Here is a 21,109-nt window from a genome sequence, read left to right as displayed (position 1 = left end):
TCAAACTCTCCAATAAAGTTAGTTTGTCTAGCATCTAAAAATAAAAATTGACGTTCACGTTGTTTGTTTCGTTCAGTTTTCAAAGAACTACTTGGTCGCTCATTTGCGACTTCCTTATGTTAACATCTTCATTTTTCGATGTCAACTAAGTTTTTCAATTTCTTTTTTGCCGTTTTCTGCGTTTCTGCATCAGCGACGTTTATTAATTTATCATATACTTACTCTTAAAGTCAATACTTTTTAATAAAAAATTCTTTTTCTTACATAACGAATACATTCTTCCCTATTAGCAACTCTCCGAAATAAACAAAAAATGATTTTATACCTTTCTTCCATCGCCTTTTTTACAACGCTATGTATACGCTCATCTTCAAAATCAAATAAAAGTTCCTCTAACTCTCTCTTCAGTATGTATTCCATTTCTTTTCTCTCTTCCTTCGTCAACATAATCCCAAGCAAATTATCACCCCAATAACTCCTTACGTGTACCGATAAACGCCCTACTCATTTTCAATTATCAATAATGTATCATCAAAAAACAAAATTCTATCACTCATTATATCCACCACCTACGATATTAATCCCTTGTTCTCTTTTTTAAATTTAAAGCATATATGTAACTGAACAGGATTGGACAAAGGGGCGTAATATTATGTTTTTCTTTTTTATTACGAGTAAAAGAACATTTAAACACATTAGCTTAATAGTCGTACTTTCCTTATTTACAGCATGGCTACTCTTTTTAAAAACATATTCACATGAATCTGCTTTTAAAACTGCTACTGGCCCTAAAGTGATTTACAAAGGGGACACTGCAAAAAAACAAGTTGCATTCACGTTTGACATTAGTTGGGGAGACAAAAAAGCTATTCCAATCCTTAATACCCTCAAAGAAAGAGAAATTAAGAATGCAACCTTCTTTCTCTCTGCTGCATGGGCTGAAAGACACCCTGATATTGTCGAACGCATCATGAAAGATGGACATGAGATTGGTAGTATGGGCTATAATTACACATCCTACACTTCACTAGAAGCAAATGAAATACGAAGAGATCTTTTGCGGGCACAAGATGTTTTTACGAAACTTGGCGTAAAACAAGTCAAGCTATTACGTCCACCTAGTGGCGATTTTAACAAAACAACTCTTAAAATAGCGGAATCACTCGGATACACCATCGTTCATTGGAGCAACAATTCAAATGACTGGAAAAATCCCGGCGTAAATAAAATCATTTCCACAGTCTCTAGCAATTTAAAGGGGGGAGATATTGTCTTATTACATGCTTCTGATTCTGCCCTTCAAACAAATAAGGCTTTACCATTACTCTTACAAAAATTAAAGAGCGACGGATATGAACAAACATCTGTATCACAACTTATTTCCAACACAAGTACAAAAAGTGAAGATATTAAATAGTTCCTTTCTACACGGTTCTTCACACATAAAAAGCTCTGCTATCTTTCGTTAAGATAGCAGAGCTTTTTTTATCCTAGTATTTACAGACGATAAGAATCTGGATAATTAAAAATCCACTCTCCTCATTAAGCTGACTTACTCTTTTGTCCAATTAAACGATGCAATACAAGTAACTGATATGCATTACATAATAGAAGTGGTATCACCATTAAATATAACCAATCTGTATCATTAATCCGGAGCGCCGGTACCCATTCAAGAATTGTTACAACGACCATAAAGAACAGAGCGGGAACAAATGCTTTTTTATTCGTTTCTTTACTCTTTATATAAGCGACAATTGCCCCAAACACAAATAACATCCCAGCAACAAGTATGTTATTCCCTAATGAAACTTCCCCATTTGCAATAAGTACTGACCTTAAATAAACGAAATCAAACAATACAAACGCAATAAAGAAAAGTTGCACTGTATTCCATAAAGAAGATGACCGAAACATCCCTAATCCAAAACGATGGATCGTTAAATACGCAAAGAACCCCATTTGACTTATAACACTAAAAATAAATCCTACGCCCATCAACCAAAAAGAAATTGCTAAAATCTCTTTTCCGTCGAAATTTTGAAAAAATTTAGCGTACTTGTCCCACTCTAAAACAAAACCAATAAAGACTGTGCTAATCCCACCAAGAAACAACGTCGTAAAAAATAGTCGTACCCACTTGCGGCTATTCACAACACATCCCCCATTATTCTTATATTTCTAATTAAATTGTATCAATGACAATTTCAAAAAGCTAGCCATGTTAATGTATAAATTCTTTAAAGAGATTTATATTAAAAAAAGAGAACTTTGCTGAAAGGAGCTCCAACTTATGAAACGGATGCTGCTCGTTTTGATTTCTTCTTTTCTATTTATAGCACTAGTGGCATGTGCACAAGAAAAAGAAGCAAAATCCGAACTGGATTATGATCAAACAAAAAAAATGATTGTTGATATTTTAAAAACCGATCAAGGAAAAAAAGCGATTCAAGATGTATTAACTGATGAAAAAATGAAACAAGCACTCATACTAGATGAAACAGTAGTAAAGAAAACAATTGAAGATGCAATGGTATCTGAAAAAGGGCAACAATTCTGGGAAAAGCTCTTTAAAGACCCTGAATTCTCATCGAAATTTGCTAAAAGTATGGGAAAAGAACAAACAAACTTAATGAAAACTTTACTAAAAGATCCTGAATACCAATCAGGTGTTATAGAGATTATGAAAAATCCTGAAGTAGAGAAAATTATGTTACAAACAATGAAGAGTAAAGAATATCGTCAATATTTACAGCAAGTACTAACCGAAACTGCCGAAAGTCCACTCTTCCAAGCTAAGATGATTGACATCATTAGTAAAGGTGTACAAAAAGCCGAAAAAGGTGGGTCTGATAAGAAAGGCGCAGGTAGTGAAGGTGGTTCTCAAGATGGGAACAAAGAACAACAATAAAAATTATAGTAATGAGCGGACAATGTATATATTGTCCACTCATTACTACTTTATTTTTGTGTAACAGCTGTTTTATCAATAACTGTCTCAGCTATCGTACGATAAATAAGACCCGTTGTATGTGTATCTTCATATACCGACGGCGCAAAGTCCTCTTTATTCCAATCAGGTTGTTGAAGTGGAATTCGGCCAAGTATATCCGTTTGAAGTTCCGTAGCTAATTTATCTCCTCCACCTCTTCCAAACACATACTCTTTTTCACCAGTTGCTTTACTTTCAAAATACGCCATATTTTCAACAACGCCAAGAATACTATGCTCCGTACGTAAAGCCATGGCTCCAGCGCGCGCTGCTACAAATGCCGCTGTTGGATGCGGCGTTGTTACAATAATCTCTTTACAAGCCGGCAACATCGAATGTACATCTAGAGCAACATCACCCGTACCTGGTGGTAGATCCAATACTAAGTAATCTAAATCACCCCATTCTACTTCTGTGAAAAAGTGATTTAACATTTTCCCAAGCATCGGTCCTCTCCAAATAACAGGTGCGTTATCTTCTACAAAGAATCCCATTGAGATTACTTTCACGCCTAGACGCTCCACCGGTATTATCTTATCGCCTCTTACGATTGGACGTTTTTCTATACCCATCATATCCGGTACACTAAAACCGTAAATATCCGCATCAATGATACCAACCTTTTTTCCTAAACGAGCTAAAGCAATTGCAAGGTTAACAGAAACAGTCGATTTCCCTACTCCACCTTTTCCACTTGCCACTGCTAAAAATGTTGTATTTGAGTTCGGTGATAATAAGGATTCACTTTTCTCTTCCTCTTGCGGTGCTGCAAACTGAGCTAATTCCTCTTCTGTAAATTCTGCAAAACGAAGTCCAACTGTTGCTGCTCCAAGTTCTTTTACTAACTTTACAATTCCAGACTGCAACTGCATTTGTTCCGCTGTACCCGTCTTTACAATTGCAATTTTAACACTTACATGTTCCTTCTCAGGCTTGACTGTTACCTCTTTAATTGCATTTGTTTCTTTTAACGTTTTATGTATAAACGGATCTACAATCCCTTCCAATGCTTCCACTACCTGCTCTTTTGTTACCATAATTAGCCCAGCCCCCTGTATGAAAAATAACGTAATGTTAATTAAATTTTTCTCTCTTTATTTTTGAAATAAATGCGTTTACATTTCCAGTATAACATATTTTCGGAAAACTTCGTTAACGAGAGAAACTCGAAAAAATCCTCCTTATTCTGGAGGATTTCCTTTTTCCGTAAAATAACGTAATATACCACGATATATTGCAGCCGCTACTTTTTGTTGGTATTTCTCCGAATTTAACATATATCTTTCATTCACATTTGATAAAAAGCCTGCCTCAATTAAAGCACCTGGTGTTTTGGCATACTTCAATAAATACACGTGAGGAATTGTTTTAGCAGAACGATTCGTATTTTCTAAGCTTGTTCTCAATTCAGCTTGTATAAATTTCGCAGCCCGTTCATTTTCAATCGAAGAACGATAGTAGAACGTTTGTGCCCCCTTGGATCCGCTACTAGTTAGGGCATTTAAATGAATACTCGCAAAAAAGTCTACATCAGGCTTATTAATGATCTCAACACGCCTTTTTAAATCCTCTGCTTTACGTCTACTATATGACTTTGTATCTTTATTAGCTAAATCATAATCTCCTTCACGCGTTAAAATAACTAAAGCACCTTGTTCTTGTAAATAATCTTGTACCTTTTTTGTAATCTCAAGCGTAATATCTTTTTCTACAATATCCTTTCCACCAACAGCCCCTCCGTCTGGCCCACCATGCCCAGCATCTAGTACAATCACTTTCCCTGATAAGGGTAAATTCCAAGCTCGCCACGATTTTGTAATTTGAAATTCTTGTTTAACTAAAAAAAACAAAACAACCGCAGCGAGCGCAAAAGAGATAATTCGAATTCTCTTCATACCTTTCCTCCTCCAGCTAGTCCCTCTAATTACTTATATGGGACAAGAGGAAAGTTTATGCTTGTCTTAGTGTAGCTTTAATCGATATCTTCTTTCGCCTTTTTCATACCCTTCCTGCCACCACAAGCCGATAAACTGCTGGCAAGATTCAAAAAGCAATTCCTCGTCTTGCAACTTAATTTCACGTATAGTCATACTCGTTAAAAATTGAAATAACGTTTCAGTTAATTGTTGTTCTTCTTCTAAAGCCCTATATTTCACATCAAAGAATGATTCACCATGATAACCAAATTTACTGTATCTCGCTCCTAATAAATAAGATTCTATCCCTAATTCAATACAATAATCTTCATACTGACGATGAAGTTCTTGCATCTGAAAGGCATCACGAATATTTGAACGCAATGTTTTTAATGATAATTCTCGCAGCATCTTCCGCTCATATTTTAACTGCTTTTCTTTTTGTTTTTCTTGTAAGCTGACAATGACATTCATAGTACTTATAAACCTCCCTAATACGTATTAGTCTAAACTTCTAAAGAAGAAGCATACGCAGGACCGTAGCACTAAAATATTCCAAGCTACAAAAATTACAAAAGAAGAATTAAACATAAAAAAACCCCAACCAAAATGGTTGGGGTTTGAAGTTCGCAAAAATTAACGTTTTGAGAACTGAGGTGCACGACGTGCGCCTTTAAGACCGTATTTTTTACGCTCTTTCATACGTGCGTCACGAGTTAATAGACCTGCACGTTTTAATGTTAGACGGTATTCTGGATCAGCTTTTAATAAAGCGCGAGAAATACCGTGACGAATAGCACCAGCTTGACCAGTGTATCCACCACCATTTACGTTTACAAGTACATTGTAGTTACCTAAAGTTTCTGTTGCAACTAGAGGTTGTTTCACTACTTCACGTAATGCAGCAAATGGGATATAGTTTTCAAAATCACGACCGTTAATGATAACGCGTCCTTCGCCTGGAACTAGGCGTACGCGCGCTACTGAACTCTTACGACGTCCAGTGCCATAGTATTGAACCTGTGCCAAAGTAAGCCCTCCTTTAATTAATTATCCGCGAAGTTCGTAAACTTCTGGTTTTTGTGCTTGGTGTGGATGCTCTGCTCCAGCATACACGTTTAATTTCTTAGACACTTGACGTCCTAAACGTCCTTTTGGAAGCATGCCTTTAATTGCAAGCTCTAACATTTGTACAGGGTAGTTTGTACGCATTTCTAGAGCTGTTCTTTGCTTAAGCCCACCTGGGTGGTTAGTGTGACGGTAGTAAATTTTATCGTTTAATTTATTACCTGTTAAATGAATTTTCTCAGCGTTAATAATAATTACATGATCACCCGTGTCAACGTGTGGTGTAAATGTAGGTTTGTTTTTACCACGTAAAATGGATGCTACTTCAGTAGACAGGCGACCTAAAGTTTGACCTTCAGCATCAACCACATACCATTTACGCTCAACTTCGTTAGCTTTTGCCATAAAAGTCGTACGCATGTGTTTCCCTCCTCGTTATCTTTTCCATAGAAAAAATCTATTGTTTATCTTAAACACGATTTCCTTCCGGGGCTAATCGTGGTTTTAGAAACAATACCATATGTTATGATATACTTTTGAGTTTCTAATGTCAAGCAAATGTTACACCAGGATTAGTTGTTATAGTTTACCTGCCATAAGTAAAGTCCATGACCTGGAGCCATCTTTCCAGCAAACTGGCGATTTTGTTTCGCTAAAATCTCTGGAATGCTATCAGGATCAAGCTTTCCTTGGCCTACGCTAAGTAACGTGCCAACAATAATTCTGACCATATTATATAAAAATCCATTACCTACAAAGCGAAAAATTAATTCATCGTCTTGCTCAATTAATTCGATTTCATAAATTGTTCGCACTTTGTCTTTTTTGTCAGTTTTTGCCGAACAAAAAGAAGTAAAGTCATGCGTTCCAATAAAATAAGGAATCGCTTTTCTTATAGAGTTTATTTCGAGCGGATATGGATATTGATATACGTAATTTCTACGGAATACATCCGCAGTCTTTGATAATAATACACGATAGCGATATTCTTTTTTCTCGACACCGTAACGTGCATGAAATTCTTCTGTTTTCTTCTCTACCTGCCTGATAACAATATCATCCGGCAACATTGTATTTAAAGCATTACTCCATTGCCACTCTTCAAGAGACAAAGGTGTATCAAAGTGTATCACTTGTCCTTTGGCGTGAACGGTAGAATCCGTTCTGCCTGATGCCTGCACACGAACAAGTTCTCCTTTATGCAACTTCTGCAATGCTTTCTCTATTTCTTGTTGAACAGTACGATGCTGTGGTTGAATTTGGTAACCACAAAAATGAATGCCATCATATGCAACTGTACATTTTATTCTTTCCATTTCTCTACTCTCCATTACGACCGCACCCATGCCAAAATACAAGCTAAACAAAGTAAGCTTACAATTGTTACTGTATCACTTATTTTCCAGCGTAGTTGCCTAAATTTAGTACGTCCTTCGCCACTTTTATATCCACGAGCTTCCATCGCAATCGCTAAGTCCTCTGCACGCTTAAAAGCACTGATAAATAGTGGAACGAGTAGTGAGATAATAGCTTTCATCCTATCTTTTATCGGTCCCCCAGCAAAATCAATACCACGTGACGCCTGCGCTTTCATGATTTTACTCGTTTCATCCATTAATGTGGGGATAAATCGAAGAGAAATTGACATCATTAATGCGATTTCATGAACAGGAACTTTCATACGCTTCAACGGCTTTAATAACGTCTCTAAACCATCTGTAATCTCAATTGGTGTCGTTGTTAACGTTAATAATGTCGTCATTAAAATAATAACGAAAAATCGTATAGAAATGTAGATTCCTTGCTCTAATCCTTTTTCATGTATCGAAAACCAACCAAGCTGGAATAGTACTTCCCCTTCTTTATTTGTAAAAATATGCAGGAAAAATGTAAAAAGAAAAATCCATAAAATTGGTTTTAAGCCCGAAAGTACATAACGAATCGGCACTTTTGCAAAAAATAAAGCAATGAGTGCATATAAAAATAAAAATCCATATGAAATCGCATTATTTGCTAAGAAAACAACAAATACATATAAAAAGACAATCAACAGCTTCGTACGAGGATCAAGTTGATGAATGAGTGACTGACCTGGAATATATCTCCCAATAATCAACTGCTGCATGATTCATGACCACCTTTTCGTAACACCTGTACAACTTCATGAGTAAGATCCTCTAAAGATAAGGTAGCCTTCGAAATTGAAATACCAAACTTCTCTTCAATTGCACGTTTATACTTTAAAGACATTGGAAGATCCACACCGATTTGTTCTAATTCATCAGCATGTGAAAATACTTCCTCTGCTCTTCCTTGCAAAAAGACCGTTCCTTTATGCATGACCACTATTTGATCTGCATACTTAGCGGCATCCTCCATATTATGGGTAACAAGAATGACTGTAAGCCCCTGTTCCTTATGCAAATTGTAAAACATCTCCATGAGCTCGTGCTGTCCTTTCGGATCAAGCCCTGCTGTAGGTTCATCTAATACAAGCACTTCGGGTTCCATCGCAAGTACGCCTGCTATTGCAACACGCCTCATTTGCCCACCGCTTAATTCAAACGGAGAACGTGCTAATAACTCTATGTCCAATCCAACAAGCTGGATTGCATCTTTCGCCTTTTGTTTTGCCTCTTCTTCAGATACACCAAAATTAGTAGGTCCAAAACAAATGTCCTTTTCAACTGTTTCTTCAAATAGTTGATGTTCTGGAAACTGAAAGACAACCCCTACTTTTTTTCGTAGCGGCTTAAGTTTCTTCTCTTTTTTCCCTGCTGAAATTAAATATTCACCAATTTGAACCGTACCATTTGTCGGCTGCAATAAACCATTTAAATGTTGAATCATCGTCGACTTACCTGAACCAGTATGACCGATAATGGCATAATAGCCCCCACTTGGAAACGACACGTCTACATCATAAAGTGCGCGTCTTTCAAATGGAGTTTTATATTGATAACGATGTTCTACTTTTTGGAATGTAATCTCCAAAGTTCGTTCACCAAGCTTTCCATTGTAAGATGCGTATTTTGCAAGTGAATTTCATTTCTTTTTAATAATTCTGCTATTTTCAACGAAAAAGGTACATCTAATCCAATCTCTTGGAGCATATGAGAGGATTTGAAAATTTGCTCTGGAGTACCTTCCTCTAATATTTCTCCCTTGTTCAAAATAATAATACGGTCTGACTGTGCCGCTTCTTCTAAATCGTGCGTAATCGATAACACCGTAATACCCTTTTGATTAACAAGTTGTCTGACCGTTTCTACTACTTCACGTCTCCCCTGAGGGTCTAACATTGAAGTTGCTTCATCTAGTATTAAAATAGATGGCTGAAGTGCTAAAACACCTGCTATTGCGACTCGCTGCTTTTGTCCACCAGATAACGAATGGGGTTCTTCATTTAAAAAATCTTCCATACGGACAAGTTGCAGAGCTTGTTCTAGTCTTTCTATCATCTGCTCCCTTGGCATTCCGATGTTCTCTAGGCCGAATACAACGTCATCTTGTACTGTCGTTCCAACAAATTGATTATCTGGATTTTGAAATACCATCCCAATTTGCTTTCGAACATCCCATACTGTTTCCCCTGATAAAATCATTGTATCATTTAAAGTAATTGTCCCTGATTCCGGTAAAAATAAGCCATTCAATAATTTTGCAAGTGTAGACTTCCCTGAACCATTTTGTCCAATAACAGATACCCATTCTCCTTCATATAAGGAAAACGAAACATCTTTTAATGCATAAGAGGCTGCCCCAGGATATTGAAATGATATATTTTCTGTCCGAAGTTTCTCTTTTTTCAATACAAGGCACCCTTTCTTTCGCCAAGTTAGCCTATTTTTTTATACTTAAAAAAAAAGGGCCATGACCAGTTACTTGAAAAGAACTGTCCTGCCCTTTTAATCATCATTATACTAACTCGATAATTACCATTGGTGCTGCGTCTCCGCGACGTGGACCAATTTTTGCAATACGAGTGTATCCGCCTTGGCGCTCAGCATAGCGTGGAGCTACATCAGCGAATAATTTTTGAAGTGCATCTTGACCAGTCTCAGCGTTAGCAACTTCATTACGGATGAAAGCTGCTGCTTGACGACGAGCATGAAGATCTCCGCGTTTACCTAAAGTGATCATTTTTTCCACTACAGAACGAAGTTCTTTTGCACGAGTTTCTGTCGTTTGGATGCGCTCGTTGATAATTAAATCAGTAGCTAAATCACGTAACATAGCTTTACGTTGCGCACTTGTACGGCCTAATTTTCTGTATGCCATTCGTAGTTCCCTCCTTTGTTGATGGGTTTAAATCCTCAGTCGTCTTTACGTAAACCTAAACCTAATTCCTCAAGTTTATGTTTAACTTCTTCTAAGGATTTACGTCCTAAGTTACGAACTTTCATCATATCTTCTTCTGTTTTGTTCGCAAGCTCTTGTACAGTATTAATTCCTGCACGTTTTAGGCAATTATAAGAACGAACAGAAAGATCCAGTTCTTCAATAGTCATCTCTAGAACTTTTTCTTTTTGATCTTCTTCCTTCTCGACCATAATCTCAGCATTTTGTGCTTCGTCAGTTAAACCAACAAAGATATTTAAATGCTCAGTTAAGATTTTGGCACCTAAAGAGATAGCTTCTTTTGGCCCGATGCTTCCATCCGTCCATACATCAAGCGTAAGCTTATCATAATTAGCCACTTGTCCGACACGTGTCTTTTCCACTTGGTAAGTCACACGTGATACTGGAGTATAAATAGAATCAATAGGAATTACTCCTATTGGTTGATCTTCGCTTTTATTTGCATCAGCTGGCGTATACCCACGGCCACGCTTTGCAGTTAAACGCATGCGGAAATGCGCATTTTTTGCTAACGTCGCAATGTGTAAATCTGGATTTAAGATTTCAACATCACTATCGTGAGTAATATCAGCAGCTGTGACAATACCTTCGCCCTGTACATCGATTTCCAACGTCTTCTCTTCTTCAGAGTAGATTTTAAGAGCTAACTTTTTCAAGTTTAAGATCATCGTCGTAACGTCTTCTACTACGCCCTCAACTGTTGAAAATTCGTGTAAAACGCCATCGATTTGGATAGCAGTTACAGCGGCACCAGGGAGTGAGGATAAAAGAATACGACGTAAGGAGTTACCCAAAGTAGTACCATATCCACGCTCAAGCGGTTCAATCACGAATTTGCCATACTTAGCATCTTCGTTAAGTTCAACCGTTTCGATTTTCGGTTTTTCGATTTCAATCATTAACTAAACCCTCCTTCAAAACGTCGAAACCCCGGTTAAACAAAGGAAGAACCTCTGTTTAACCGAAAGTCCCCCTTAGGCAGTTCCCGATTGTGCACAACAAGCGATGTTTCTGTACGAAATTTCTCGATAATGCATCATATCCATTATAGACAAAAGGGAAAATTCTATACAGAAAAATTACACACGACGACGTTTTGGTGGACGACATCCATTATGAGGAACTGGAGTAACATCTCTAATTGCTGTTACTTCTAGACCTGCCGCTTGAAGAGCACGAATTGCAGCTTCACGACCAGCACCAGGACCTTTAACAGTAACCTCTAAAGTTTTTAAACCATGCTCCATTGCAACTTTAGAAGCAGCTTCAGCAGCCATTTGCGCAGCGAATGGAGTAGATTTACGAGATCCACGGAAACCAAGTGCACCAGCACTAGACCAAGAAAGTGCGTTACCGTGAGTATCTGTAAGTGTTACGATTGTGTTGTTGAAAGTAGAACGAATATGAGCTATACCAGCTTCAATATTCTTTTTCACACGTTTTTTACGAGTGTTTGTTTTACGTGCCATTGTTAGTTCAACCTCCTTTACTTATTATTTCTTTTTATTTGCTACTGTACGACGTGGACCTTTACGTGTACGAGCATTGTTTTTAGAGTTTTGACCACGAACTGGTAAACCACGACGGTGACGAAGACCACGGTAAGAACCGATCTCCATTAGACGTTTAATGTTAAGAGATACTTCACGACGAAGATCTCCCTCAACTTTAATACGATCGATGATATCACGGATACGTCCTAATTCATCTTCCGATAAATCACGAACTCGTGTTTCCGAAGAAATACCAGCTTCTGTAAGAATTTTTTCAGCAGTTGTGCGACCAATGCCGAATACGTAAGTTAAAGAAATAACAACGCGCTTGTCACGAGGAATATCTACACCTGCGATACGTGCCATTCTGAATGCACCTCCTTCTGATTAACCTTGTTTTTGTTTATGTTTAGGGTTTTCACAAATAACCATTACTTTTCCACGTCTACGAATAACTTTACATTTTTCGCAGATTGGTTTAACTGACGGTCTTACTTTCATGTCTCGAACCTCCTTAAAGATTACGGAGTGCTATATTATTTAAAACGGTACGTAATACGACCACGATTTAAATCGTACGGAGATAATTCTACCGTAACTTTGTCTCCTGGTAAAATACGAATGAAGTTCATACGGATTTTACCAGAAACGTGAGCCAATACGACATGCCCATTCTCTAATTCTACTTTGAACATAGCATTTGGCAACGTTTCAAGAACGGTACCTTCGACTTCAATTACATCATCTTTAGCCATTCAATAGTTCTCCCTTCTTCAAATCAGTAACATTTTACACTGCTCTGAAATCCCGGAGAGCCAGCTACTTATAAAGTGGTAAGGATTTCGTATCCTGCTTCTGTAAGAGCAATCGTGTGCTCAAAATGGGCACACCATTTACCATCTACCGTTACCACTGTCCAGTCATCAGATAGTGTTTTTACATATCGTCTTCCTTGATTCACCATCGGCTCAACACAGATGACCATTCCCGGCTTTAATCTAGGGCCTCTATTTGGTGGACCATAGTGCGGAATTTGAGGGTCCTCATGTAAGTCTTGCCCGATTCCGTGACCAACATACTCCCTAACGATCGAGAACCCATTCTCTTCAGCATGTGTTTGAACCGCATGCGAGATATTTGATAATCTTTCGCCTGGTTTTACTTGTTCTAGACCAAGATACAACGATTTTTCTGTGACATCAAGTAGCTTTTGAACAGATTCAGAAATGTTTCCAACTGGATACGTCCATGCAGAATCTCCATGGTACCCATTGTATTTCGCACCAATATCGATACTGATGATATCGCCCTCTTCGAGCTTACGCTTCCCTGGAATCCCGTGTACAAGCTCTTCATTTACAGAAGCACATATGCTCCCCGGAAATCCGTTGTATCCTTTAAAAGATGGCGTAGCACCATATTTTTGAATCGTCTTTTCCGCTATTTGATCGAGCTCTTTCGTTGTAATTCCTGGAGTAATATGTTGTTTCAACTCTTGATGAGTTAAAGCAACGATCCTGCCAGCTTCTCGCATGATTTCTATCTCGCGAGGAGTTTTGCAGATGATCATTACGCTAAGCCTCCGATGAGAACATCGATATCAGCAAATACTTTATTGATATCTTGCTCACCATTAATGCTTTGTAAGTAACCTAGCTCCTCGTAGAAATCAAGCAAAGGTTTTGTTTGCTTAATATTTACATCTAAACGATTTGCTACAGTTTCTTCATTGTCATCAGAGCGTTGATATAATTCGCCACCACATTTATCGCACACATCAGCTTTTGCTGGCGGATTGAATTCTAAGTGGTAAGTCGCACCGCATTCTTTACAAATGCGACGGCCTGTAAGGCGTGTTAATAACAACCCTGAATCCACATTAATGTTTAAAACATAGTCGATTTTTTTGCCAAGATCTTTCATAATCTCTTCAAGAGCTGATGCTTGTGCAACAGTTCGCGGGAAACCATCTAATAAGAAGCCTTTAATACAGTCTTCTTGACTTAAACGTTCACGAACAATTCCAATTGTAACTTCATCTGGAACAAGCGCACCTTTATCAATAAAAGATTTTGCTTGTAAACCAAGTTCAGTTTCAGCCTTCATAGCTGCACGGAACATATCTCCTGTTGAGATGTGAGGGATGTTATACTTGGCAACAATCTGTTCGGCTTGTGTACCTTTACCAGCACCAGGAAGCCCCATTAAAATCAAGTTCATCCTTGTTCCCCCTCAGTACATGAGCATGTAGGGAAGACACTTCTTCCCACTTACTCACTGCTTGATAAACCCTTTGTAATGGCGTTTTACCAATTGGCTTTCTAGCTGCTTCATTGTTTCTAAAGCAACGCCGACAACGATTAACATACTCGTTCCACCAATCTGTGCAGATGGAGGAAGATTTCCCAATTTCGTAAAGATAACTGGTAAGATTGCAATCGCTGCTAGGAAAATTGATCCTACAAAGGTCAAACGATACAAGATTTTTGTTAGATATTGTTCTGTATTCTTACCCGGACGAATACCTGGAACATATCCACCTTGCTTGTTTAGATTCTCTGACATTTGCTCTGGATTAACCTGAACAAATGCATAGAAATATGTGAAGGCTACAATGAGCGCAACATATATGATCATTCCCACTGGGTGAGAATAGTTAAAGTTTGCAATAATCCACTGCGACACATCATGTTTCGGGAAGAACTGTGCAATAGTTGGAGGCGTAATTAAGAATGAAACAGCAAAAATGACTGGAATAACACCCGCACTATTTACCTTAAGTGGTAAATGAGTGTTTTGTGCTCCAGCATGATTCCCATTCCCTCCTGTTACACGCTTCGCGTATTGAATTGGGATCTTTCTAACAGCCTGTTGAATGAAAATAACACCAACAATAACTGCTAGCACAGCTAGTAAGATCAATGCAACTTTAACGATACTCATGAACAATTGATCTCCGATATTTTGAAACTGTTGTTGATACACTTGAGATATAACACTTGGGATCGCTGCGGCAATACCACCAAAGATAAGAATGGAAATACCATTGCCTACACCTTTAGCTGTAATCTGTTCACCTAACCACATTAAAAATGCAGTACCAGCAGTCAGTACCGTAGCAATGTATAAATAAGTGCTCCAACCTGGATTCAAAATTAATTGCCCACCTACCATACCGTTAAAACCGATTGACATACCAAACCCCTGAATAAACGCAAGAACAATTGTAAAGTAACGCGTGAATTGCGTTAGTTTACGACGGCCCATTTCGCCTTGCTTCGACCATTCCGAAAATTTAGGAACAACATCCATCTGCAATAATTGCACGATGATGGATGCTGTAATATACGGCATGATTCCCATCGCAAAGATGGAGAAGTTTTTCAAGGCGCCACCGCCAAATGTATTTAGGATACCTAAGGCATTTAATTGATCTTGTGCTTTCAGTACGTCTCCATTTGTAAATGGCACTGGGATAAAAGTGCCAATCCTGAATACGACTAACATCGCTAAAGTGAATAATATTTTACGTCTTATCTCAGCAACGCGCATAAAGTTGGAGATTGTACGAAACATTAGATCACCTCAACTGATCCGCCAGCTGCTTCAATTGCTTCTTTAGCACTTGAAGAGAACTTGTGCGCTTTAACAGTTAATTTTTTCTCTACTGCTCCGCTTGCAAGAATTTTAACACCGTCGTTTAATTTGCTGATAACGCCAGTTTCCAGCAATAATTCAGGTGTTACTTCTGTACCATCTTCAAAACGATTTAACGTTGATAAGTTTACAATAGTAAACTCTTTACGGTTAATGTTTGTGAAGCCGCGTTTTGGTAAACGACGGAATAGTGGAGTTTGACCACCTTCGAAGCCAAGACGAACACCGCCGCCAGAACGTGCGTTTTGTCCTTTATGACCTCTACCAGCAGTTTTACCGTTACCAGAACCGATACCACGACCGACACGGTTACGTACTTTACGAGAACCTTCTGCAGGTTTTAATTCATGAAGTTTCATTCCCAGGCACCTCCTTATATTAATGAGTTATCCTTAAGCTTCTTTTACAGTTATAAGGTGAGAAACTTTGTTGATCATACCAAGAATAGCAGGAGTTTCTTCCTTAACTACAGTTGAATTCAACTTTTTAAGACCTAAAGCTTCTACCGTCGCACGTTGATCTTGTGGACGACCAATTACACTACGAGTGAGGGTAATTTCTAACTTTTTCGCCATTTGTTTTCCCTCCTTAACCTAGTAGCTCTTCTACAGATTTACCGCGTAATTTTGCAACATCTTCAGCGCGCTTAAGTTCGCTTAATCCGTTCACAGTAGCGCGAATCATGTTGATTGGTGTGTTAGAACCAAGAGATTTTGAAAGAATATCTTGTACACCAGCTAATTCTAGTACCGCACGAACAGGTCCACCAGCAATAACACCAGTACCCTCAGCAGCAGGTTTTAAGAATACTTCACCAGCTCCAAAATGACCGTTGATTGTGTGTGGAATTGTTGTACCAACTAATGGTACTGCGATTAGGTTTTTCTTAGCGTCTTCGATAGCTTTACGAATTGCGTCTGGTACCTCTTGTGCTTTACCAGTACCGAATCCAACATGACCGTTTTTATCGCCAACTACAACTAGTGCAGCAAAGCGGAAACGACGACCACCCTTAACAACTTTCGCGACACGATTTATCGTAACTACACGTTCTTCAAGTTCTAATTTACTTGGGTCAATGCGTTGCATCAATTTTCCCTCCTTTGACCATTAAAATTGTAATCCAGCCTCACGAGCAGCTTCAGCTAGAGCTTTAACACGGCCATGGTATAAGTAACCACCGCGATCAAATACTACTTCTTTAACGCCTTTCTCTACAGCACGCTTAGCAACTGATTCTCCAACTTTCGTAGCAGCTTCAGTATTACTAGTACCGTTAAGAGCAAGGTCTTTATCAAGAGTAGATGCACTTACTAATGTTACACCATTTACATCATCAATAACTTGAGCGTAAATATGTTGGTTAGAACGGTACACGTTTAAACGTGGACGTTCTGCAGTACCAGTAAGTTTAGCACGTACACGTGCATGTCTTTTCTTACGAGTCGCATTTTTAGCAGCTTTAGTGATCATTCTTGTCACTCCTTTCTTTCACCTAACGGGTTTACTTAGCAGTTTTACCTTCTTTACGACGAACAACTTCGCCTTCGTAACGAATACCTTTACCTTTATATGGTTCAGGAGCACGTACAGCACGGATGTTAGCAGCAAATTCGCCAACACGTTGCTTGTCGATACCTTTAATTACGATTTTAGTTGGTACAGGTACTTCAACTTCAAGTCCTGCTTCTGGAGTCATTTCTACTGGATGAGAATAACCTACGCTTAAAACAAGTTTATCACCTTGTTTTTGAGCACGGTAACCAACACCGACTAATTCAAGTCCGCGTACGAAACCTGTAGTTACACCTTCAACCATGTTTCCGATTAAAGCACGAGTTGTACCGTGTAATGCACGGTGTTCCTTCTGTTCAGATGGACGCTCAACTGTTAGTGTATTTTCTTCAATTTTGATAGACATATCAGTTTTGAAAGTACGAGTTAATTCACCTTTAGGGCCTTTTACTGTTACAGTATTGTCTTCTGCAACTGTAATAGTAACACCTGCAGGGATTTCAAGAATCTTTTTACCAATACGAGACATGTGGTCACACCTCCGTTCGTTTTAAATATATATTACCAAACGTATGCTACTACTTCTCCACCAGTTTGTAATTGACGAGCGTCTTTGTCTGTCATTACTCCCTTAGATGTAGAAACAAGAGCGATACCTAATCCGTTAAGTACACGTGGTACTTCATCAGCTTTTGCGTAAACGCGTAAGCCAGGTTTACTGATACGTTTCAATCCAGTGATTACACGTTCATTGTTTGCACCATATTTCAGGAAAATACGAAGGATACCTTGTTTGTTATCCCCGATGTATTCTACATCACGAATGAAGCCTTCACGTTTTAAAAGTTCAGCGATCTCTTTTTTGATTTTAGAAGCAGGAACCTCTAATTTCTCATGACGTACCATGTTCGCATTACGGATGCGAGTAAGCATGTCTGCAATTGGATCTGTCATCACCATGTGTTTTACCTCCTTCCCATTTGTGGGTTTTACCAACTAGCTTTTTTAACACCAGGAATTTGACCTTTATATGCAAGTTCACGGAAACAAATACGGCAAAGCTTAAATTTGCGGTATACAGAATGCGGACGACCGCAGCGTTCGCAACGTGTATACTCTTGTACTTTAAACTTAGGAGTACGTTTTTGTTTCGCGATCATAGATTTTTTAGCCACGTTTTCGCCTCCTCTACTTAGCGTTGGCTTCCATTATTTTTGGAATGGCATACCGAATTGTGTTAAAAGTTCGCGAGCTTCTTCATCAGTTTTCGCTGTAGTAACGATTACGATGTCCATACCGCGGACTTTACTTACTTTATCATAATCAATCTCAGGGAAAATTAGTTGCTCTTTAACACCTAATGTGTAGTTTCCACGACCATCGAATGATTTCTTAGAAACACCACGGAAATCACGTACACGTGGTAAAGAAACTGATACTAATTTGTCGAAGAACTCATACATTTGTTGTCCGCGTAAAGTGACTTTCGCACCGATTGGCATACCTTCACGAAGACGGAAACCAGCGATTGATTTTTTAGCGCGAGTTACAACAGGTTTTTGACCTGCGATTTGCGTTAATTCTTCTACTGCATTGTCTAAAGCTTTTGAGTTAGATACCGCGTCACCAACACCAGTGTTGATTACGATCTTTTCGATTTTCGGTACTTCCATCACAGATTTATAGTTAAACTTGCTCATTAGAGCAGGAGTAATTTCCTTTTGGAACTTCTCTTTAAGGCGATTCAATGAAGTGACCTCCTTTCTTAAGAAAATTATTTATCTAATAATTCACCAGATTTTTTTGCAATACGCACTTTTTTACCATCTTCTACTTTGAAGCCTACGCGAGTAGGTTCGCCTGTTTTCGGATCTAATACCATAACATTAGAAACGTGAATAGGTGCTTCTTTCGTAATAATTCCACCTTGTGGATTTAATTGAGATGGCTTAGAGTGTTTTTTAACGATGTTAACACCCTCAACGATAACACGGTTTTGCTTTGGGAAAGCCACAAGGATAACACCTTGTTTTCCTTTGTCTTTACCAGTGATTACCTGAACTTTATCACCTTTTTTTACATGCATCTTAATTCTGCACCTCCTTAGCAAGGCAATACCTTAAATTATAGAACTTCTGGAGCTAAAGAAACGATCTTCATGAAGTTGCTATCACGTAATTCACGAGCTACTGGTCCGAAGATACGAGTACCACGTGGGCTCTTATCGTCTTTGATGATAACCGCTGCGTTTTCATCAAATTTAATGTAAGAACCGTCCGGACGACGAGCTCCGCTCTTCGTACGTACCACTACTGCCTTAACAACGTCACCTTTTTTAACAACGCCACCTGGTGTTGCTTGTTTTACCGTAGCAACGATAATATCACCAATATTAGCATATTTACGACCAGAGCCGCCTAATACTTTAATTGTTAAAAGTTCACGTGCACCAGAGTTGTCAGCAACTTTCAAACGAGATTCTTGTTGGATCATGTTATGAAACCTCCCTTCGGACTAAAAATTCCGATTCGTCTATTTAGATAACAACCGCTTCTTCAACGATTTCAACTAAACGGAAACGCTTAGTAGCAGAAAGCGGGCGAGTTTCCATGATTTTAACGATATCGCCAAGTTTTGCTTGGTTTTGCTCATCATGGGCTTTGTACTTTTTAGAATACTTAACACGTTTTCCGTACAAGGAATGAGTTTTGTAAGTTTCAACTAAAACTGTAATCGTTTTGTCCATTTTATCAGACACAACACGACCAGTATAAACTTTGCGTTGGTTACGTTCGCTCACTATGCAAACCTCCCCTCAATTTATCGATTAATTCCGATCTCTCTTTCACAAACTACAGTTTTCATACGAGCAATCGCTTTACGCACTTCACGGATGCGAGTTGGATTCTCTAATTGTCCTGTAGCAAGTTGGAAGCGAAGATTGAACAATTCTTCCTTTAAAGCTTTAACTTTTGTTTCGATTTCGGCAGTGGTTAATTCACGAATATCATTAGTTTTCATTAGATTCACCACCATTTTCTTCACGTTTTACGAATTTACATTTCACAGGTAACTTGTGAGCTGCAAGACGTAATGCTTCGCGTGCTACCTCTTCAGATACACCCGCAATTTCAAACATAATTTTCCCAGGTTTTACTACTGCTACCCAGCCTTCTGGTGCCCCTTTACCGGAACCCATACGTACTTCTAGAGGTTTTGCAGTGTAAGGTTTAGAAGGGAAAATTTTAATCCATACTTTACCGCCACGTTTCATGTAACGAGTCATTGCACGACGAGCAGCTTCGATTTGACGGTTTGTAATCCATGAAGCAGCTTGTGCTTGTAAACCGAATTCACCAAAAGCAATTTCAGTTCCACCTTTTGCACGACCACGCATTTTACCACGATGCTCTCTACGATATTTTACGCGTTTTGGCATTAACATATTATTTTCCTCCTTCCTCAGAAGCTTTCTTTTTTGTAGGAAGGACTTCTCCACGGTAGATCCATACTTTTACGCCTAATTTACCGTATGTTGTATCAGCTTCAACTGCTGCATAGTCAATATCAGCGCGAAGTGTATGAAGTGGAACAGTTCCTTCACTGTAAGATTCTGCACGAGCGATATCAGCTCCGCCAAGACGACCAGAAACCTGTGTTTTAATACCTTTTGCTCCTGCACGCATAGCACGTTGAATAACTTGCTTTTGTGCACGACGGAATGATACACGGTTTTCTAATTGACGAGCGATGTTTTCGCCTACTAATTTAGCGTTAAGATCAGCTCTCTTAACTTCTAAAATGTTGATGTGTACACGCTTGCCTGTTAATTGGTTAAGAGCTTTACGAAGTGCTTCAACTTCAGTACCACCTTTACCAATAACCATACCAGGTTTCGCAGTGTGAATTGTAACATTTACACGATTTGCTGCACGTTCGATTTCTACTTTAGCAACAGCAGAATCTTTTAAGCGTACAGTAATGTACTCACGGATTTTGATGTCTTCATGTAATAACGTAGCATAATCTTTCTCAGCGAACCAACGAGATTCCCAGTCGCGGATAATACCGACACGAAGACCAATTGGATTAACCTTCTGACCCAT

36 protein-coding genes are annotated in these 21,109 nt (G+C 38.6%); 2 read left to right on the top strand and 34 right to left on the bottom strand.

Annotation, left to right across the window (positions count from 1 at the left end; genetic code table 11):
- Positions 1 to 240 precede the first annotated feature (240 nt).
- Positions 241 to 459 carry a hypothetical protein gene (locus CQZ94_RS25375; protein ID WP_033656695.1) on the bottom strand — a complete coding sequence of 73 codons (219 nt, stop codon included), beginning with the start codon at positions 457 to 459 and terminating at the stop codon, positions 241 to 243.
- Positions 460 to 652: 193 nt separating this feature from the next.
- Here CQZ94_RS25375 and pdaB point away from each other — a divergent pair, with 193 nt between their 5' ends.
- On the top strand, positions 653 to 1,417 hold the full coding sequence (gene pdaB, locus CQZ94_RS25370) for a polysaccharide deacetylase family sporulation protein PdaB (protein WP_105587643.1): 765 nt from the start codon (positions 653 to 655) through the stop codon (positions 1,415 to 1,417).
- Between the two features lie 125 nt (positions 1,418 to 1,542).
- Here pdaB and kbaA read toward each other — a convergent pair whose 3' ends face one another.
- Positions 1,543 to 2,154, bottom strand: a complete 612-nt coding sequence (kbaA, locus tag CQZ94_RS25365; protein ID WP_105587642.1) for a KinB signaling pathway activation protein KbaA — start codon at positions 2,152 to 2,154, stop codon at positions 1,543 to 1,545.
- Positions 2,155 to 2,293: 139 nt separating this feature from the next.
- Here kbaA and gerD point away from each other — a divergent pair, with 139 nt between their 5' ends.
- Positions 2,294 to 2,911, top strand: a complete 618-nt coding sequence (gerD, locus tag CQZ94_RS25360) for a spore germination protein GerD (protein ID WP_105587641.1) — start codon at positions 2,294 to 2,296, stop codon at positions 2,909 to 2,911.
- 50 nt (positions 2,912 to 2,961) lie between these two features.
- Here the strand turns inward: gerD and CQZ94_RS25355 are convergent, their stop codons facing one another.
- From CQZ94_RS25355 to rpsC, 32 genes are all read right to left on the bottom strand, one after another.
- Positions 2,962 to 4,029, bottom strand: a complete 1,068-nt coding sequence (locus tag CQZ94_RS25355; RefSeq protein ID WP_105587639.1) for an Mrp/NBP35 family ATP-binding protein — start codon at positions 4,027 to 4,029, stop codon at positions 2,962 to 2,964.
- A 144-nt stretch (positions 4,030 to 4,173) separates the two neighbouring features.
- Positions 4,174 to 4,887 carry an N-acetylmuramoyl-L-alanine amidase CwlD gene (gene cwlD, locus CQZ94_RS25350; protein ID WP_105587637.1) on the bottom strand — a complete coding sequence of 238 codons (714 nt, stop codon included), beginning with the start codon at positions 4,885 to 4,887 and terminating at the stop codon, positions 4,174 to 4,176.
- Positions 4,888 to 4,953: 66 nt separating this feature from the next.
- Positions 4,954 to 5,382, bottom strand: a complete 429-nt coding sequence (locus CQZ94_RS25345; protein WP_002113330.1) for a DUF2521 family protein — start codon at positions 5,380 to 5,382, stop codon at positions 4,954 to 4,956.
- Between the two features lie 162 nt (positions 5,383 to 5,544).
- Positions 5,545 to 5,937: a 30S ribosomal protein S9 gene (gene rpsI, locus CQZ94_RS25340; RefSeq protein WP_002009728.1), complete on the bottom strand. Its 393-nt coding sequence runs from the start codon at positions 5,935 to 5,937 to the stop codon at positions 5,545 to 5,547.
- Positions 5,938 to 5,958: 21 nt separating this feature from the next.
- The gene (gene rplM / locus CQZ94_RS25335) at positions 5,959 to 6,396 is read right to left on the bottom strand and encodes a 50S ribosomal protein L13 (RefSeq protein WP_001260795.1); all 438 of its coding nucleotides are present in this window, start codon (positions 6,394 to 6,396) and stop codon (positions 5,959 to 5,961) included.
- 152 nt (positions 6,397 to 6,548) lie between these two features.
- Positions 6,549 to 7,292 carry a tRNA pseudouridine(38-40) synthase TruA gene (gene truA, locus CQZ94_RS25330; protein WP_105587644.1) on the bottom strand — a complete coding sequence of 248 codons (744 nt, stop codon included), beginning with the start codon at positions 7,290 to 7,292 and terminating at the stop codon, positions 6,549 to 6,551.
- Positions 7,293 to 7,306: 14 nt separating this feature from the next.
- Positions 7,307 to 8,101, bottom strand: a complete 795-nt coding sequence (locus tag CQZ94_RS25325) for an energy-coupling factor transporter transmembrane component T family protein (protein ID WP_105587636.1) — start codon at positions 8,099 to 8,101, stop codon at positions 7,307 to 7,309.
- Positions 8,089 to 8,970 carry an energy-coupling factor ABC transporter ATP-binding protein gene (locus CQZ94_RS25320; protein ID WP_105587634.1) on the bottom strand — a complete coding sequence of 294 codons (882 nt, stop codon included), beginning with the start codon at positions 8,968 to 8,970 and terminating at the stop codon, positions 8,089 to 8,091. The genes CQZ94_RS25325 and CQZ94_RS25320 overlap by 13 nt, the downstream gene beginning before the upstream one ends.
- On the bottom strand, positions 8,946 to 9,788 hold the full coding sequence (locus CQZ94_RS25315) for an energy-coupling factor ABC transporter ATP-binding protein (protein WP_105587633.1): 843 nt from the start codon (positions 9,786 to 9,788) through the stop codon (positions 8,946 to 8,948). Before CQZ94_RS25315 ends, CQZ94_RS25320 begins: the two co-directional genes overlap by 25 nt.
- Before the next feature lie 106 nt (positions 9,789 to 9,894).
- A complete protein-coding gene (gene rplQ / locus CQZ94_RS25310) occupies positions 9,895 to 10,257 on the bottom strand; it encodes a 50S ribosomal protein L17 (protein ID WP_000331490.1) in 363 nt (120 codons plus the stop codon).
- Positions 10,258 to 10,292: 35 nt separating this feature from the next.
- Positions 10,293 to 11,237, bottom strand: coding sequence for a DNA-directed RNA polymerase subunit alpha (locus CQZ94_RS25305; protein ID WP_002009743.1), 945 nt, complete (start codon positions 11,235 to 11,237; stop codon positions 10,293 to 10,295).
- 180 nt (positions 11,238 to 11,417) lie between these two features.
- Positions 11,418 to 11,807 carry a 30S ribosomal protein S11 gene (gene rpsK / locus CQZ94_RS25300; protein WP_002009745.1) on the bottom strand — a complete coding sequence of 130 codons (390 nt, stop codon included), beginning with the start codon at positions 11,805 to 11,807 and terminating at the stop codon, positions 11,418 to 11,420.
- A gap of 24 nt (positions 11,808 to 11,831) precedes the next feature.
- Entirely contained in the window at positions 11,832 to 12,197 is a 366-nt protein-coding gene (gene rpsM, locus CQZ94_RS25295; RefSeq protein WP_002009746.1) for a 30S ribosomal protein S13, read from the bottom strand.
- Between the two features lie 21 nt (positions 12,198 to 12,218).
- Entirely contained in the window at positions 12,219 to 12,332 is a 114-nt protein-coding gene (gene rpmJ / locus CQZ94_RS25290) for a 50S ribosomal protein L36 (protein ID WP_000868344.1), read from the bottom strand.
- A 35-nt stretch (positions 12,333 to 12,367) separates the two neighbouring features.
- Positions 12,368 to 12,586 (bottom strand): translation initiation factor IF-1, encoded by a 219-nt coding sequence (gene infA / locus CQZ94_RS25285; protein ID WP_001029884.1) that lies wholly within the window; start codon positions 12,584 to 12,586, stop codon positions 12,368 to 12,370.
- Positions 12,587 to 12,654: 68 nt separating this feature from the next.
- Positions 12,655 to 13,401, bottom strand: coding sequence for a type I methionyl aminopeptidase (gene map, locus CQZ94_RS25280; RefSeq protein ID WP_000582534.1), 747 nt, complete (start codon positions 13,399 to 13,401; stop codon positions 12,655 to 12,657).
- The gene (locus CQZ94_RS25275) at positions 13,401 to 14,051 is read right to left on the bottom strand and encodes an adenylate kinase (RefSeq protein ID WP_002063428.1); all 651 of its coding nucleotides are present in this window, start codon (positions 14,049 to 14,051) and stop codon (positions 13,401 to 13,403) included. The genes map and CQZ94_RS25275 overlap by 1 nt, the downstream gene beginning before the upstream one ends.
- A gap of 54 nt (positions 14,052 to 14,105) precedes the next feature.
- Positions 14,106 to 15,407 carry a preprotein translocase subunit SecY gene (secY, locus tag CQZ94_RS25270; RefSeq protein ID WP_002124688.1) on the bottom strand — a complete coding sequence of 434 codons (1,302 nt, stop codon included), beginning with the start codon at positions 15,405 to 15,407 and terminating at the stop codon, positions 14,106 to 14,108.
- On the bottom strand, positions 15,407 to 15,847 hold the full coding sequence (gene rplO, locus CQZ94_RS25265) for a 50S ribosomal protein L15 (protein ID WP_002009754.1): 441 nt from the start codon (positions 15,845 to 15,847) through the stop codon (positions 15,407 to 15,409). Before rplO ends, secY begins: the two co-directional genes overlap by 1 nt.
- Positions 15,848 to 15,880: 33 nt before the next feature.
- On the bottom strand, positions 15,881 to 16,063 hold the full coding sequence (rpmD, locus tag CQZ94_RS25260) for a 50S ribosomal protein L30 (RefSeq protein WP_001085231.1): 183 nt from the start codon (positions 16,061 to 16,063) through the stop codon (positions 15,881 to 15,883).
- A 13-nt stretch (positions 16,064 to 16,076) separates the two neighbouring features.
- Positions 16,077 to 16,577, bottom strand: coding sequence for a 30S ribosomal protein S5 (rpsE, locus tag CQZ94_RS25255; protein ID WP_002009759.1), 501 nt, complete (start codon positions 16,575 to 16,577; stop codon positions 16,077 to 16,079).
- A gap of 21 nt (positions 16,578 to 16,598) precedes the next feature.
- The gene (gene rplR / locus CQZ94_RS25250; RefSeq protein ID WP_002009761.1) at positions 16,599 to 16,961 is read right to left on the bottom strand and encodes a 50S ribosomal protein L18; all 363 of its coding nucleotides are present in this window, start codon (positions 16,959 to 16,961) and stop codon (positions 16,599 to 16,601) included.
- 31 nt (positions 16,962 to 16,992) lie between these two features.
- Positions 16,993 to 17,532: a 50S ribosomal protein L6 gene (gene rplF / locus CQZ94_RS25245; protein WP_002009762.1), complete on the bottom strand. Its 540-nt coding sequence runs from the start codon at positions 17,530 to 17,532 to the stop codon at positions 16,993 to 16,995.
- 32 nt (positions 17,533 to 17,564) lie between these two features.
- Positions 17,565 to 17,963 carry a 30S ribosomal protein S8 gene (gene rpsH, locus CQZ94_RS25240; protein ID WP_002009764.1) on the bottom strand — a complete coding sequence of 133 codons (399 nt, stop codon included), beginning with the start codon at positions 17,961 to 17,963 and terminating at the stop codon, positions 17,565 to 17,567.
- A 29-nt stretch (positions 17,964 to 17,992) separates the two neighbouring features.
- The gene (rpsN, locus tag CQZ94_RS25235; RefSeq protein ID WP_001085700.1) at positions 17,993 to 18,178 is read right to left on the bottom strand and encodes a 30S ribosomal protein S14; all 186 of its coding nucleotides are present in this window, start codon (positions 18,176 to 18,178) and stop codon (positions 17,993 to 17,995) included.
- 33 nt (positions 18,179 to 18,211) lie between these two features.
- On the bottom strand, positions 18,212 to 18,751 hold the full coding sequence (rplE, locus tag CQZ94_RS25230) for a 50S ribosomal protein L5 (RefSeq protein WP_002091528.1): 540 nt from the start codon (positions 18,749 to 18,751) through the stop codon (positions 18,212 to 18,214).
- Positions 18,752 to 18,777: 26 nt separating this feature from the next.
- A complete protein-coding gene (gene rplX, locus CQZ94_RS25225) occupies positions 18,778 to 19,089 on the bottom strand; it encodes a 50S ribosomal protein L24 (RefSeq protein WP_000558201.1) in 312 nt (103 codons plus the stop codon).
- A 38-nt stretch (positions 19,090 to 19,127) separates the two neighbouring features.
- Positions 19,128 to 19,496, bottom strand: a complete 369-nt coding sequence (rplN, locus tag CQZ94_RS25220; RefSeq protein WP_000615912.1) for a 50S ribosomal protein L14 — start codon at positions 19,494 to 19,496, stop codon at positions 19,128 to 19,130.
- A 43-nt stretch (positions 19,497 to 19,539) separates the two neighbouring features.
- The gene (gene rpsQ / locus CQZ94_RS25215) at positions 19,540 to 19,803 is read right to left on the bottom strand and encodes a 30S ribosomal protein S17 (protein ID WP_002091526.1); all 264 of its coding nucleotides are present in this window, start codon (positions 19,801 to 19,803) and stop codon (positions 19,540 to 19,542) included.
- Between the two features lie 20 nt (positions 19,804 to 19,823).
- The gene (rpmC, locus tag CQZ94_RS25210; protein ID WP_002091523.1) at positions 19,824 to 20,024 is read right to left on the bottom strand and encodes a 50S ribosomal protein L29; all 201 of its coding nucleotides are present in this window, start codon (positions 20,022 to 20,024) and stop codon (positions 19,824 to 19,826) included.
- Positions 20,014 to 20,448, bottom strand: coding sequence for a 50S ribosomal protein L16 (gene rplP, locus CQZ94_RS25205; protein ID WP_000928969.1), 435 nt, complete (start codon positions 20,446 to 20,448; stop codon positions 20,014 to 20,016). The genes rpmC and rplP overlap by 11 nt, the downstream gene beginning before the upstream one ends.
- A 1-nt stretch (position 20,449) precedes the next feature.
- A complete protein-coding gene (gene rpsC / locus CQZ94_RS25200) occupies positions 20,450 to 21,109 on the bottom strand; it encodes a 30S ribosomal protein S3 (RefSeq protein WP_002009771.1) in 660 nt (219 codons plus the stop codon).

The sequence above is a fragment of the Bacillus sp. MYb209 genome (assembly GCF_002975175.1).
In the GTDB taxonomy this organism is placed as follows: Bacteria; Bacillota; Bacilli; order Bacillales; family Bacillaceae_G; genus Bacillus_A.
Note: the sequence above shows the minus strand (reverse complement) of the source record. Positions and strands in the feature narration are given on the sequence as shown.

Coding starts and splice junctions, on each gene's coding strand:
- pdaB (WP_105587643.1), top strand. CDS start 653: ATGTTTTTCTTTTTTATTACGAGTAAAAGAACATTTAAACACATTAGC.
- gerD (WP_105587641.1), top strand. CDS start 2,294: ATGAAACGGATGCTGCTCGTTTTGATTTCTTCTTTTCTATTTATAGCA.
- CQZ94_RS25355 (WP_105587639.1), bottom strand. CDS start 4,029: ATGGTAACAAAAGAGCAGGTAGTGGAAGCATTGGAAGGGATTGTAGAT.
- cwlD (WP_105587637.1), bottom strand. CDS start 4,887: ATGAAGAGAATTCGAATTATCTCTTTTGCGCTCGCTGCGGTTGTTTTG.
- CQZ94_RS25345 (WP_002113330.1), bottom strand. CDS start 5,382: ATGAATGTCATTGTCAGCTTACAAGAAAAACAAAAAGAAAAGCAGTTA.
- rplM (WP_001260795.1), bottom strand. CDS start 6,396: ATGCGTACGACTTTTATGGCAAAAGCTAACGAAGTTGAGCGTAAATGG.
- truA (WP_105587644.1), bottom strand. CDS start 7,292: ATGGAAAGAATAAAATGTACAGTTGCATATGATGGCATTCATTTTTGT.
- CQZ94_RS25325 (WP_105587636.1), bottom strand. CDS start 8,101: ATGCAGCAGTTGATTATTGGGAGATATATTCCAGGTCAGTCACTCATT.
- rplQ (WP_000331490.1), bottom strand. CDS start 10,257: ATGGCATACAGAAAATTAGGCCGTACAAGTGCGCAACGTAAAGCTATG.
- CQZ94_RS25305 (WP_002009743.1), bottom strand. CDS start 11,237: ATGATTGAAATCGAAAAACCGAAAATCGAAACGGTTGAACTTAACGAA.
- rpsK (WP_002009745.1), bottom strand. CDS start 11,807: ATGGCACGTAAAACAAACACTCGTAAAAAACGTGTGAAAAAGAATATT.
- rpsM (WP_002009746.1), bottom strand. CDS start 12,197: ATGGCACGTATCGCAGGTGTAGATATTCCTCGTGACAAGCGCGTTGTT.
- rpmJ (WP_000868344.1), bottom strand. CDS start 12,332: ATGAAAGTAAGACCGTCAGTTAAACCAATCTGCGAAAAATGTAAAGTT.
- infA (WP_001029884.1), bottom strand. CDS start 12,586: ATGGCTAAAGATGATGTAATTGAAGTCGAAGGTACCGTTCTTGAAACG.
- map (WP_000582534.1), bottom strand. CDS start 13,401: ATGATCATCTGCAAAACTCCTCGCGAGATAGAAATCATGCGAGAAGCT.
- CQZ94_RS25275 (WP_002063428.1), bottom strand. CDS start 14,051: ATGAACTTGATTTTAATGGGGCTTCCTGGTGCTGGTAAAGGTACACAA.
- secY (WP_002124688.1), bottom strand. CDS start 15,407: ATGTTTCGTACAATCTCCAACTTTATGCGCGTTGCTGAGATAAGACGT.
- rplO (WP_002009754.1), bottom strand. CDS start 15,847: ATGAAACTTCATGAATTAAAACCTGCAGAAGGTTCTCGTAAAGTACGT.
- rpmD (WP_001085231.1), bottom strand. CDS start 16,063: ATGGCGAAAAAGTTAGAAATTACCCTCACTCGTAGTGTAATTGGTCGT.
- rpsE (WP_002009759.1), bottom strand. CDS start 16,577: ATGCAACGCATTGACCCAAGTAAATTAGAACTTGAAGAACGTGTAGTT.
- rplR (WP_002009761.1), bottom strand. CDS start 16,961: ATGATCACTAAAGCTGCTAAAAATGCGACTCGTAAGAAAAGACATGCA.
- rplF (WP_002009762.1), bottom strand. CDS start 17,532: ATGTCTCGTATTGGTAAAAAGATTCTTGAAATCCCTGCAGGTGTTACT.
- rpsH (WP_002009764.1), bottom strand. CDS start 17,963: ATGGTGATGACAGATCCAATTGCAGACATGCTTACTCGCATCCGTAAT.
- rplX (WP_000558201.1), bottom strand. CDS start 19,089: ATGCATGTAAAAAAAGGTGATAAAGTTCAGGTAATCACTGGTAAAGAC.
- rplN (WP_000615912.1), bottom strand. CDS start 19,496: ATGATCCAACAAGAATCTCGTTTGAAAGTTGCTGACAACTCTGGTGCA.
- rpmC (WP_002091523.1), bottom strand. CDS start 20,024: ATGAAAACTAATGATATTCGTGAATTAACCACTGCCGAAATCGAAACA.
- rplP (WP_000928969.1), bottom strand. CDS start 20,448: ATGTTAATGCCAAAACGCGTAAAATATCGTAGAGAGCATCGTGGTAAA.
- rpsC (WP_002009771.1), bottom strand. CDS start 21,109: ATGGGTCAGAAGGTTAATCCAATTGGTCTTCGTGTCGGTATTATCCGC.